Origin of the sequence: Actinophytocola oryzae, from assembly GCF_004364325.1 — a bacterium.
In the GTDB taxonomy this organism is placed as follows: Bacteria; Actinomycetota; Actinomycetes; order Mycobacteriales; family Pseudonocardiaceae; genus Actinophytocola; species Actinophytocola oryzae.
Window position 1 is genome coordinate 160,124 of the sequence record NZ_SOCP01000024.1, and the last position, 11,806, is coordinate 171,929.

The following is an 11,806-nucleotide window of genomic DNA, read 5'->3' on the forward strand; positions in this document are numbered from 1 at the left end:
TGTCACTCCCTACGTCGTCGTTCGGCGCCAGCGGGAGGTGACCAGGCGTTCCACCGGGCCGGTGAGGAACATCAGGAGGAACGCCCAGTAGTTGACCGTGTGGGCGAAGGTCGCGCCCACGACCGTCGCCAGTAGTTGGGCAGCGAAGACCGTCGTCGTGCCCAGGACCTCTTCGCGAGTCGCTCGGGGGCGGTCGTCGCTCATCTCCGGGTGGCGGTAGACCAGCAGCGCCAGCATGGTCAGCGAGCCACTCGTCAGGACCAGGGTGCCGCCGTACATGGCCACACTCGCCGGTGACGGGGAGTACGCGGTGATGATCGCGGTCGGGATCGGCATCAGCACGATGCCGAACGTCCACAGGCCGCTCCACGCCACCAGCGACGGCCGCAGCGTCGCCACGTGCTGGAAGACGCGGTGATGGGACCACCAGAAGCGGAAGATCACGGCGAAGCTCAGCACGAACGCGCCGACCTGCGGGAGGTGCTCGTGCACCAACTCGCCGAGCCGGTGCTCGCTCGAGTCCTCGGTCACCGTCTCCACCAGTGGCAGGACGAGCAGAGTCAGGGCGATCGCCGCCACCGCGTCGGTGAAGAGGACCAGACGTTCCGGTGTGGACCTTGCCGGTTCGCTCATCGTGACAGTATGCGTGACACGTTGTGGACAGTGCGAAACCCCGACATGGCAGGAGAGTCCTTGCCGCATCGGGGTCGTCGGACCTGGACCGACACGAAACCCCGGCCAGGACAAAGCCCGACCGGGGTTTCTGCGGCGAAACTGTCAGGGAACCAGCGTCACCCGGTCCGCAGGCGGCGGGGACACGTTCGGGTGTGCCGTCAGGTACGCGGTGAACGCGTCCAGATCGACGGGACCCCCTGCCAGGTCCGTGCCCTTCGTGAACTCCGCGAAGCCGTCACCGCCCGCGGCCAGGAAGTTGTTCACCGAGACCCGGTACGTCGCCGTGTCGGTGACCGGCGTGCCTGCGACCGTCAGGTTCGAGACCTTCGAGCCGATCGGTGCCGACTGCGACCACGTGTAGTGCAGGCTCGACGAGATCTGCAGCATCTTGACCTGCACCGACCCGTCCGGCTGCGGCTGCCACTGCTGCTCGAGCACCCTCTTCAAACTCGCGCCGGTCAACGTCACCGTCTGCATGATGTTGCTGAACGGCTGCACCGCGAACGCCTCGCCGTAGGTCACCACGCCGTCGCCCTCGCCGGCAGGCGAACCCGCGTACGTCAGGTCGGTACGGATGCCGCCCGGGTTCGTGATCGCGATCTGGGCGTTGTTCGACGCGGTCGACTCCAGCTGTGCGTCCGCGATGACATCACCCAGCGGCGACTCGCCCGACGGGGGTGCCGCACGGACCAGGTCCGCGGTGATGCTGCCTACCTGCTCGTTCGCGATCGGGGCGGCCTTCGTGCGGGCCTCGTCGGCCAGGGCCTGCGCGGTGGGGTCCGGGGTGACGTCGCGGGTCACGATCTCGTTGTGCGCCTTCGTCGCGGAGCGCACCACGTCACGGGTGCGCTTGTCGACCTTGACGTCCACGACCGACAGCAGGCGGCCGAACGACGCGCCCTGGATGACCGTGCGCGGGTTGCCCGCCGGGTCGTTGATCACGCAGTTGTACTGCTGGTGGCTGTGTCCGGTGAAGATCACGTCCACCGACGGCGACGCCGCCTTCGCGATGGTCGTGGCCGGGCCGGGGACCGTGCGGCAGTCGTCGGGGCCGCCGCCCTCGGTGTTGTCGCCCTGGTGCAGCAGCACGACCTGCGTCCTGATGCCCAGCAGGTCCAGCAGCTTCGACGTCTGGTTGATCGCCCTGACCTCGTCGCCGAACCTCAGGCCCTTGATGGCCTCCGGCGTCACCACGAGCGGCAGGTCCTTCAACGTCACGCCGATGACACCGACCGGCACCCCGCCGGACAGCGTGACCGTGAACGGCAGCGCGGCAGGCAGGCCGTTGTCGAACGTGACGTTCGCGCCCAGGATCGGGAACCTGGCGCCCCGGTAGCTGTCGCGGAACACGCAGCCATCGGTCGGGTGGCAGCCGCCCAGCTGCATGCGTTGCAGCTCCCGGTAGCCCTCGTCCAGCTCGTGGTTGCCGATGACCGACGCGGACACGCCGAGGTCGTTCAGCAGGTCCATGGTCGGCTCGTCGTGGAACAGCGCCGAGTCGAGCGGCGACGCGCCGACGTTGTCGCCCGCGGACAGGACGACCGAGTTGCGGACCTGCCCACGCAGCTGCTTCACGTGCGTGGCCAGGTAGGCGGCACCTCCCGCGTCGACGGCCGTGCCGTCGGGCAGCGTGACCCGGCCGGACGAGCCGGCGGGCGGCTGCAGGTTGCCGTGGAAGTCGTTGAACGCGATGAGTCGAACGTCGGTGGTGTTGCTCGGCGCGGCGGCGGCCGGGCCGGCCGCGAGCCCCGCTGTGATCACCGCGGCCACCGCGGCGATGGTCAGTACCCTCATGATCCTCCGTCCAGGACGCCCCGTGCTCCCGTGGGGACGCGGCGTGGAGTGTGCACTTTCCACGACGGCGCGCGCCAGCCCCGAAAGGTGCACGATCTAGGCTTAGTAGGGTGACCGCGATTACAGACGACCCGCGCTGGCTGGACGACGGCGAGATGCGGGCGTGGCGCGCGTACGTGATCGCCAGCGAGCTGTTGCGCAAACAGCTCAACCGCGAGCTCCAGGAGGGGCACGGACTGGCCCTCGCGGACTACGAGGTACTGGTCCGGCTGTCCGAATGCGACGGCGGGCGGATGCGGATGGCCCAGCTGGCAGGCGAGGTGGCCTCGTCGAAGAGCCGCCTCTCCCACCAGATCGCCCGCATGGAGACCGCGGGCCTGGTCCGGCGCGTCGAGTGCGGCGACGACGCCCGCGGGGTGTTCGCCGAGGTCACGGACGCGGGCCGGGCGCGGCTCGACGAGACGGCACCGACGCACGTGGCCGGTGTCCGCGCCCACCTGATCGACCTGTTGGGCGCGAGTGACCAGCAGGCCCTCGCGGACATCTTCGAACGCGTGCTGTCACACCTGGGGCACCCGGCCTGACCTCACGGCTTCCGGTAGACCGAGACGTGTAGCTCGGACCTGGCCGTGAAGGGCGCGCGTTTCCAGTCGCCCCAACGGTTCTCCAGTTCCAGGCCGGCGATCCGCGCCATCAGGTCCATCTCGAAGTGAGAGACCTCGCGGCCGAAGATCGGGAAGAACTTCGGGCCGTCCGCGTCCAGGCTCAGCCACATACCCTTGTGACGGCCCGTCACGGGGTCGCTCTGGCCGCCCACCAACATCACCCGATCCGGTTCGATGTCGGCTACGGCCAGTCGGCCACGGTCGGGTGACGGCGGTCGGATCACGACCGTCTCCAGGGCGAACCGGCCGCCGGGGCGCAGGTGGGCAGCCGCGTTCTCGAACAGGCGGACCTGGGCGTCCTGGCTGTCCAGCACGAAGATCGAGTTGAACACGACGTACGCCAGCGAGAACTCGCGGTCGAGCCGCACGGTCGTCATGTCGCCCTCGACCGCCGTGACGCCCGACGCCTTCTCCCGCAGTTTCGCGAGCATCTCCGGGCTGATGTCGACGCCGACGACCTCCGTCCCGAGCTCCGCGAGCGGCACGGCGACCCGTCCCGTGCCGACACCGAGCTCGAGGACCGGGCCGCCGTCCGCCAGCTCGTGGAGTGCGGCCGCCGCGCCCTCGGTGTCCATCATTCCCGTGTGGAACTCGTCGTAGTTGTCCGCCCAGCGCGCCCCGTACAGGCGCGGATCGAAGTTCTCCATGCGACCAACGTGGCGCAGGGAACCTGGCCGTGCCAACTGTTTCGGCTCAGGACGTAATGCGTCGCGGCCCGGAAAACGTCACGTCCGACACGCTCCTGGCCGAGCATGCCGTTCGTCTCGGTGACCAGGCGATAGCCACGGGGGCTACGCATGAGGGCGCCTTGCCGTGGACCGGGGAAACCGCCCGTGCGCAGGACGTTCTCGGCACGCCGGTGCCGGTGGTCGTCGTGGACGGGCGGGTGCGCCGGGAAGGCTCGGATACAGCTGTTTTCATAACGGTTCGACCTGTCGGTTTCCCGTCGTGGGCTGATACTCTCGCTCAGCTTCATGTGTCTGGATCCCGTGGGGCGGACGTGGGGGGACAGGATTCGTGCACCAGGGCTGCTCGGCCTGCGCAGTGTTCGGCGGCAGGCTCGCCGCGAGGCGGGTGTGAGATTCGGTGAGTTCGCGCGTTATCCCAGATGACACGGCGGAACCGGACTCGGAGCGTGGGCGGGAAACCGACATGACGGTGACTGAGCTCGCTGATGCGCCCGCACTGCCGTTCGAGCAGGTGTACCGCGACCACGCGGCCAGGGTGTTCCGGTACTGCCTGTCGCAGGTGAGCAACCGCGGTGACGCGGAGGACCTCGCCTCGGACGTGTTCGCCGCCGCGTTCCACGCCTTCGGGACGGCCGAGCTGACACCGGGGAACGAGCTGGCCTGGCTGCTGCGGATCGCCCGCAACGCGGTCATCGACCACCGGCGCAAGCACACGCGGCGGTCGGCGCTGCTGGCCAGGTTCTTCGGCGGCGAGACCGAGGCGGACCCGAAGGCGAACGTGGAAGGTGTGGTCGTGTTGCGGGACGAGGTGCGCCGCGCGATAGCCGCGATGGCACACCTGTCGGACAAGGACCGCGCGGTCATCGGTCTGCGGATCGCGGCCGGCCTGCCCTACGCGGAGGTCGCGGCCGTGCTCGGGGTGTCGGAGCACGCCGCGACGATGGCGTGCAAACGAGCGCTCGCCCGCCTGCAGCGGCACCTGGGGGAGCCCTGATGAGCCGCATCGACGAGAACGAGCTGCGGACGCTGTTCGAGGAGATCGAGGCGCCGCCCGGCCTCGACCGCTGGCGCGAGCGCATCGCCGACGTCGACGCGGAGGCGGTGGAACAGGCACGCCACGACCTCGAAGCCACCGAGGACGAGGAACACGAGTCCCATGACGCCGTCGTCGTGCCACTGCCCGCGGACGGGGGTTTTCGGCCGAGACACCGCAGGCGGTCGGTCGCGGTGGCCGCGGCCGCCGCGGTGGTCGTGGGGCTCGGTGGCCTCGTGGTCACGACCCAGCTGTTCAGCGACTCGCCGCCCGCCGATCCCCCCATGATCATCGACGCACCGGACCGGACCGACACGACCGCACCGCCGCCGACCCCGCGGACCTCCGGAACGTCGGAGGGCGTGTCCACGCCGCCGTCCGGCCCGGGGTCGAACCAGAGTCAGCCGCCTCCGGCCGGTCCCGGCGGCGTGACGACCGGAGGTGGTGGCGGCCCGGTCGGCAACGACCAGCCGATCGGGAGCGAGCCGGCCTGGCCGGCCATGGTCGGCGACCCGACGGCGGCCAACACCGGTGTCCCCCTCGGCGCCTCCCTCGGCGACCGCAACGGTGACCTGCGGATCACCACCCCCAACCAGGTCGTCAGCGATCTTCGGGTGAACGGCTCGGTCATCGTCGACGCGCCCGGCGTGACGCTCAAGCGCGTGCTGATCGTCGCCCCCTACGGTGTGCCTGCCGTCCGCCAGAACGCGACCGGCCTCACGATCGTCGACAGTGAGCTGTCCGGCGGCACCGCGCTCACGCAGGGCGCCGCCGGCCTGACCGTCCGCCGCAGCAGACTCGAGGCCGGTGTCACCGTCACCAGCGGCGCGCAGGTCGTCGACTGCTTCCTCGACGGCGGCAACGTCATCGTTCCCTCTGGTTCGACCAGCGTTCTGTTGCGGCACAACACGTTCGGCCAAGTCACGATGAGCGACCTCGACGCGCCGATCCGCGGCGTCACCATCGAGAACAACCTCCTGGCCCAGGTCGACGCCCCGACGGGTGCGGGCTCGGCAAGCATCTACGTCACCGGCAACAGGTTCCACGGCACCGCCCCGAGCACCGGCTGGAACTCCTCGGCGACGGACTACCGCTGGTCGGGCAACGTTTTCGCGGACAGCGGTGCGCCGGCCCAGCCGTGACCCCCGTCGGGGACGACCCCGGGCCGGCCCACCGCCTGCCCGGGGTCAGACCGCCATCGACACCGCTGTGGCGTCCCCCACGCCCAGTGCCGCGAGCAGCCGGACCAACACCTCCTCCGGGTCGGCGGTCGTCGCCAGGCCACGAAGGTCCACCGGCTGCCACCCCTCGCGGCCTGCCTGCACCACGAGCTGGCGGAGGTTGTCCGCCACCGTGATCGTCATCGTGACCTGTACCCCTCGGTGCGACGCCGCCTCCGTTATCGGAGTCGGTGTACCGAGCCTGGCCGCGTGCTCGAACTCGGCACGCGTCCGGCCAACGAGCCCGAGCGCGTCCGCGAGTAGCCGCACCGAGTCCCGGCGTGGCCTGCTGACGCGTCCGCTCTCCAGGTTCTGGATGCTGCGGGGACTCAGCCCCGAGCGCTCCGCGAGTCCTTCCTGCGTCAGGCTCGCCGCGTGCCGCCACCGCTGCACGAGCGCGGCGAACGTCGCCCCCGACGGATCCACCCCGGCTACCTCGTCCCCTGCCATCGCGCCCCTCCGTACCGCCGAGAACCACCCTGCACCACGGAAAACGCGCGAGCCGGCAAAACCTCACACCTCAGATTGGGGCCGCCCGTGACCCGACTCGCCGCTGTGCTCGTCGTCCTCGTGGCACTCGCGAACGCCGCACCCGCGCTCGCCTCCGCGGAGCCTGCCGCTGTGGACGTCGCCGTGACCGTGTCGTTCGACAAGCAGGCCTACCTGGCGTACGAGGAGATCACGGCAACGCTCGTGGTCACCAACAACGGCACGGCGCCTGCCAACCGGGTCACGCTCGTCCACGACACGAACGGGCCGTTCCAACCGGACCAGTGGCACGGCTTCGCCCCGGACACGGGCGGGATGACGCTCCAGCCCGGCGAGCGGGTCGTGTGGCCGATCCCCGTCCGGCTGCAGACACTCGTCGACGTGCTGCGGCTGTCCTTCGAGGCACACACCAGCGACCCGGAGACGGACACGGCGAACAACACGGCGAGTGCCGAGGCGGTGATCACCGCCCGCACAGCCGACGTCGTCGGCACGCTCTACGGCGACCGCGACGGTGACCGGCAGTTCGACCAGGGCGAGGCGTTGAGCGGGGTCCTGGTCCAGGGCAACGGCGGAATGCCCTACGGCGAGTTCACGACCCGCACCGACGCGGGTGGCCGGTTCGTCGCCGAGGACGTGCCCGAGGGCTCGTACGCGCTCACGCTCAGCCTGCCCGGCGGGTGGCAGCAGGACGAGTCGGCGATCGTCGACGCGGTCGTCGGCGGCGAGCCCGCGCTGGTGCGCGCCACGCGGGACTCCTCGGCGCTGCGCGGGTCCATCACGTTCGACAAGGGCACCTACCACGTCGGCGAGGTCGTGCACGAGCGCGTCACGCTGACCAACACCAGCGGCACGGACCTGTCCGGCGTGACCGCGCGGTGCGTCGAGGGTGCGGGCCCCAACACGCTTTCCGGGCTCGGCTGGGGCGACCTCGTTCACTACGAGGCGGCCGGTGTGGCCGTGCGGGCGGGCGAAACCAGGACGTGGGACTTCACCGACGTGGTGCCCTCCGGCGGACACCTGTACGGGTTCATCACGATCACCTGCTGGTTCAGCACCGCGTTCAGGTACGACGACGGGCCCGCGGTCACCGCACGTGCCGAGGTGCCAGGTGGGCGTGGCTCGACCGGCGGGGTGCTCTACGTCGACCGCGACGAGGACGCGGGGCCGGATCCCGGCGAGGCCGTGCCGGACGTGAAGGTGTACCTGGTCGACGGGACGGGCGCGATCGTCGCCAGGACCAGGTCCGACGCGACCGGCCACTTCCTGTTCCGCGACCTCCCGGCCAACCAGTACGCGATGCGGCTCGTGGGGCCGTGGCGGGCCAGGGGCGGCGTGGACGTGCGGCTCTCGATCTTCGCGGACGCGTTCATGGGCGAGCTCGCGTTCGCGGTCGAGCCGGGCCCCAACCAGCTCGACATCGACGCGCCGGCGCCGGGAGCGGTCCCGACCGGTGACGTTCCGCCCGAGCCGGTACCGCAGGCGTCGGCCGTACCCCACCCGCCGACCCTCGCCGACACGGGCGCGGACGTTGCCGAGCTGACCGCGTTCGGCTTCCTGCTCCTGGTGGTGGGCATGTTGCTGGTGTCGAGGAGGAAGAGGTTCTCGTGAGACGCCTACTCGCCGCGGTGGTCGCCGTCCTGCTGGCCCTCGCCTGCCCGGCGCCCGCCTCGGCCGACGACGGGTACGTCGACGTGTTCGTGCAGGTCAACTTCGACCAGCCGGCCTACCTCCCGACCGACACGGTCGTGATGACGATCTGGGTGGGGAACAAGGGCACGGCCACCGCGACCGGAGTGACCGCGACGACCACCGGCGACCTGGACTTCGGGTCGCTCGGCAAGCTGGACCCCTCCGGCGGAGGCGTCGAGCTGAAACCCGGCGCGCGGGTGGTGGTCGCGGTCAAGGCCGTGCCCGCCGACACCGGCGCGGGCATGCGCCAGCAGGTCGAGGTCAGCTCCGTCGAGGAGGACGGCGACCCGACGGACAACCGGGCGTCGGTGGACGCGTTCGTCACCGCGAAGCGCTGCGACCTGACGGTCAACGCGTACACCGATCTGGACGGCGACCACGTCATGGACCCCGAAGAAGCCAAGCAGGGCATCGAGGTCGCGCTCATGGGAGGCCTCGAGCGGGTGACGGTGACGGCCCGCACCAACGCGGACGGCGTCGCCGAGTTCCCCGACATCGTCGGTGGGCAGTACGTGGTGGGAGTCGGCTTTCCCGGCGGCTCGCTCTACGACCGGACGCAGCGCATCCAGCTCCGGCCCGGGCGCAACGAGGCCACGGTCCGCGCGTGGCCGGTCGACATGTCGAAGCTGTCCGCGCAGGTGTCCGTCGACCGGACGTCGTACGCGGTCGGCGACACCGTCCGTGAGCACGTCACCCTGACGAACACGGGCACCACCGACTTCGAAGGTCTGATCGCCCAGTGCGGCGAGTACACGATCGGCGGCACCGCGGAGAACTTCCTGTTCGCCGTCGGCTGGGCCGACCTCGAGCCGGGCGGCGCGGGTGCCGTCCTGCGGGCCGGCGAGACCAGGACGTGGGACTTCACGGACGTGGTGACGCAACGGATGTGGGAGTACGGCTTCCTTTCGCTGCGCTGCGAGTTCATGGTGCAGGGGTTGCTGAGGGGCGCGTTCGCCGCCACGACGGCGGCGGTGCCCGGCGGGAGGGGCACGCTCGGCGGGACGGTCCTGCGGAACGAACAGCCCGCGCCGGGAATCACGCTGCGCCTGCTCGACATGGACGACGGCACCGAGGTGTCCAGGGTGACGACCGACGACGCCGGACACTTCGACTTCCCGGAGATCCCGGCGAACCAGTACGAGCTACGTCCCCTCGGCCCGTGGCGGCTGGCCGATCGCACGTTCCCGGTGCATGTCTACGCGGGCACGCACTACGAGTTCGACCGTGTCGAGCTGTTTCCGGGGCCGGTGTTGGAGGACCCACTGGCGCCCACGAGCCCACCCCCGGTCACGAGGTCCGTGGAGCAGGCCGCCCCGCAGGCCAGACCAGTACCGAGTCTGGCCGACACGGGCGCGAACGTGGCGGAGCTCACGGCGCTGGGGTTCCTGTTCGTGGTGGCCGGTGCGCTCCTGTTGCGTGTTCGCCGGCCGCGACGAACCTGAAACTGCGTGTAGTAGTTCGTGGTCCGGCCGTCAGCCGGTTGCCAGACTGTCGGGAAGAGGACGTCTTCGCCCTGGGGGTACGTGTGTGGGTCGGCGTCGCGCTCCGGTGACGCCGGCCCACACACGACGTTCGCTGGGTTATGGTGCCGCGCGTGCAAAAGGTGCAGATCAGTCGCCGAGCAGTGCTGGCCGGCGCCGCGGCCGTGGTTGTCGCGTTCGACCCCGTCAACATCGGCTGGCTGACCGCAGCCGACGCCACGCCAGGCATCAGGGTGCCCGGCCTGGACGGCGAACTGCTGCTCGATGACGCGTCGAGGACGGCAGTCGCCGAGGACTACGGCCAGATCGTGCACCGCAAACCACTGGCGGTGCTCCGCCCTGGCTCGACCCGCGACATCCAGAAGATCGTGCGGTTCGCGAACGAGCACGGGCTCGAGGTAGCCATGAGAGGGCAAGGCCACTCGACGTACGGCCAGAGCCAGGCCGCAGGCGTGGTGATCGACTCGAGCACCCTGTCGACGATCCGGCGCGTGACACGGACGTACGCGGTGGTGGACGCGGGAGTCCAGTGGCTGGACCTGATCAGGACCACACTGGCCGCAGGCCTGACCCCACCGGTGGCGACGGACTACCTGGGGCTGTCGATAGGCGGCACGCTGTCGGTGGGTGGCGTCGGCGGGGCCAGCTCGCACCACGGCCTGCTGGTGGACAACGTGCTGGCCCTGGAGGTGGTGACCGGCCGGGGGGAACTGGTGCGCTGTTCCCCAACGGTGCGCCCGGACCTGTTCCACGCGGTGCTGGGCGGCCTGGGCCAGTTCGCGGTGATCACCCGAGCGACCGTCCGCCTGATCCCGGCGGCGACGACGGCCAGGGTGTACCACCTGACGTATCCCGATCTGGGGTCGTACCTGGCGGCCCAACGGACGGCGGTGACGGACGGGCGGTTCAGCTATCTGGAGGGCCAGGCAGTGCCGGCGGCCGACGGGTGGTCGTACCTGCTGGAGGGCGTGGAGTACTACACACCGCCCGCGGCTCCCGACGATGATGGGCTGCTGTCCGGCCTCGCGCCTGCCGGTGTGGAGATCACGGAGATGCCGTACTTCGACTGGCTGAACCGGATCTACGACCTGGTGCAGCAGCTGATGGCGTTGAAGCTGCCGGGCCCGTGGATCAACCTGTTCATCCCGGACGAGTCGGTGGAGCAGTACGCGTCGACGGTCCTGGCCAACACGACGCCGGAGGACGCCGGCGGGGTGGTCCTGCTGTACCCAGTGCGGCGGGAGCTGATCCACCAGCCGTTCGTGCGGCTTCCGAGCAGCCCGGTGGTGTTCCTGATGGCCATCCTGAGGGCGGTGAGCCCACCCGACGAGGCGGCGACGCGGAGGTTGATCGGGATCAACCGTGAGCAGTACGACCAGGCTGTGGCTGTCGGCGGCACCCAGTACCCGGTGAACGCCATCCCCCTGACACCGGCGGACTGGCGCCGTCACTACGGCCCGCAGTGGCAGGCCTTCCGAACAGCCAAGCGCCGCTACGACCCGAAGCAGGTGCTGACCCCGGGACAGGGGATCTTCGAGTAGCCGTAGCTCTTCGTTTGTCGTGTGGAGCACATCGCCCGGCCGGCAAGGCTCTCGGAACCCTCGAACGCCTGGTCACACCGACCCGATATGCTCCTCACAGGGGCCGTTAGCTCAATTGGTAGAGCTGCGGACTTTTAATCCGTAGGTTCTGGGTTCGAGCCCCAGGCGGCCCACGACCTCTGGTCGGCCCTGCTCGCTTGCTGACGCAAGCTCGCCGGGTCGGTCGTCTTCATCTTGCGGGGAGCGACCCCGCAGACCCCACGGTGCGGTCGGTCTCCCACCCCAGCGTGGTTCGTGTTGTGGTGCACCGGGCCTTACAAAGATGCTGGTCGGCGAAGTAGCGACGCCGCTCCGGCTACGTGAACCGCTCATGGACCGTTTTGCGGCCGAGCGTGCGCATGGTCGTCACGTCGAGAGGCTAGTACGGAAGCACTAGTACTACAGGGCTAGATCATTAGGGTTTGGAGTCGGAGACGTCGTTGGAAGTGGTGTCGTCGTGCGTCTGCCTGATGTTCGCGGCGCCAGGC

The 11,806-nt window shown here is 70.0% G+C and carries 10 protein-coding genes and 1 tRNA gene; 7 read left to right on the forward strand and 4 right to left on the reverse strand.

The genetic code is table 11. The features are described 5' to 3' along the window. Window positions 1–9: 9 nt before the first annotated feature. Window positions 10–633, reverse strand: coding sequence for a TMEM175 family protein (locus CLV71_RS42210; RefSeq protein ID WP_166664480.1), 624 nt, complete (start codon window positions 631–633; stop codon window positions 10–12). Between the two features lie 144 nt (window positions 634–777). Further along, window positions 778–2,469, reverse strand: coding sequence for a bifunctional metallophosphatase/5'-nucleotidase (locus CLV71_RS42215; protein WP_133908578.1), 1,692 nt, complete (start codon window positions 2,467–2,469; stop codon window positions 778–780). Between the two features lie 119 nt (window positions 2,470–2,588). On the opposite strand from CLV71_RS42215, the gene CLV71_RS42220 reads away from it, so the two are divergent. Next, window positions 2,589–3,053, forward strand: a complete 465-nt coding sequence (locus CLV71_RS42220) for a MarR family winged helix-turn-helix transcriptional regulator (protein WP_424923953.1) — start codon at window positions 2,589–2,591, stop codon at window positions 3,051–3,053. A gap of 2 nt (window positions 3,054–3,055) precedes the next feature. Here the strand turns inward: CLV71_RS42220 and CLV71_RS42225 are convergent, their stop codons facing one another. Further along, the gene (locus CLV71_RS42225; RefSeq protein WP_133908580.1) at window positions 3,056–3,781 is read right to left on the reverse strand and encodes a class I SAM-dependent DNA methyltransferase; all 726 of its coding nucleotides are present in this window, start codon (window positions 3,779–3,781) and stop codon (window positions 3,056–3,058) included. 505 nt (window positions 3,782–4,286) lie between these two features. On the opposite strand from CLV71_RS42225, the gene CLV71_RS42230 reads away from it, so the two are divergent. Together CLV71_RS42230 and CLV71_RS42235 are read left to right on the forward strand one after the other, a co-directional pair. Next, complete coding sequence (locus CLV71_RS42230) at window positions 4,287–4,817, forward strand: RNA polymerase sigma factor (RefSeq protein ID WP_133908581.1); 531 nt, start codon at window positions 4,287–4,289, stop codon at window positions 4,815–4,817. After that, window positions 4,817–5,998, forward strand: coding sequence for a right-handed parallel beta-helix repeat-containing protein (locus CLV71_RS42235; protein ID WP_133908582.1), 1,182 nt, complete (start codon window positions 4,817–4,819; stop codon window positions 5,996–5,998). The genes CLV71_RS42230 and CLV71_RS42235 overlap by 1 nt, the downstream gene beginning before the upstream one ends. Window positions 5,999–6,043: 45 nt before the next feature. Here CLV71_RS42235 and CLV71_RS48945 read toward each other — a convergent pair whose 3' ends face one another. After that, on the reverse strand, window positions 6,044–6,526 hold the full coding sequence (locus tag CLV71_RS48945) for a helix-turn-helix domain-containing protein (protein WP_208298000.1): 483 nt from the start codon (window positions 6,524–6,526) through the stop codon (window positions 6,044–6,046). 87 nt (window positions 6,527–6,613) lie between these two features. Between CLV71_RS48945 and CLV71_RS42245 the strand changes: the two genes are divergently transcribed. The 4 genes from CLV71_RS42245 (at window position 6,614) to CLV71_RS42260 (ending at window position 11,452) form a co-directional block, all read left to right on the forward strand. Continuing rightward, window positions 6,614–8,176 carry an LPXTG cell wall anchor domain-containing protein gene (locus CLV71_RS42245; RefSeq protein ID WP_133908583.1) on the forward strand — a complete coding sequence of 521 codons (1,563 nt, stop codon included), beginning with the start codon at window positions 6,614–6,616 and terminating at the stop codon, window positions 8,174–8,176. Next, complete coding sequence (locus CLV71_RS42250) at window positions 8,173–9,699, forward strand: transthyretin-like family protein (protein WP_133908584.1); 1,527 nt, start codon at window positions 8,173–8,175, stop codon at window positions 9,697–9,699. The genes CLV71_RS42245 and CLV71_RS42250 overlap by 4 nt, the downstream gene beginning before the upstream one ends. A gap of 152 nt (window positions 9,700–9,851) precedes the next feature. Next, window positions 9,852–11,279 carry an FAD-binding protein gene (locus tag CLV71_RS42255; protein ID WP_208298001.1) on the forward strand — a complete coding sequence of 476 codons (1,428 nt, stop codon included), beginning with the start codon at window positions 9,852–9,854 and terminating at the stop codon, window positions 11,277–11,279. A gap of 100 nt (window positions 11,280–11,379) precedes the next feature. Then, window positions 11,380–11,452 (forward strand) — tRNA-Lys (locus tag CLV71_RS42260). Window positions 11,453–11,806 lie beyond the last annotated feature (354 nt).

Excerpts from the sequence above, each read along its gene's own strand:
- CLV71_RS48945 (WP_208298000.1), bottom strand. The coding sequence starts at position 6,526 with ATGGCAGGGGACGAGGTAGCCGGGGTGGATCCGTCGGGGGCGACGTTC.
- CLV71_RS42225 (WP_133908580.1), bottom strand. The coding sequence starts at position 3,781 with ATGGAGAACTTCGATCCGCGCCTGTACGGGGCGCGCTGGGCGGACAAC.
- CLV71_RS42215 (WP_133908578.1), bottom strand. The coding sequence starts at position 2,469 with ATGAGGGTACTGACCATCGCCGCGGTGGCCGCGGTGATCACAGCGGGG.
- CLV71_RS42230 (WP_133908581.1), top strand. The coding sequence starts at position 4,287 with ATGACGGTGACTGAGCTCGCTGATGCGCCCGCACTGCCGTTCGAGCAG.
- CLV71_RS42235 (WP_133908582.1), top strand. The coding sequence starts at position 4,817 with ATGAGCCGCATCGACGAGAACGAGCTGCGGACGCTGTTCGAGGAGATC.
- CLV71_RS42210 (WP_166664480.1), bottom strand. The coding sequence starts at position 633 with ATGAGCGAACCGGCAAGGTCCACACCGGAACGTCTGGTCCTCTTCACC.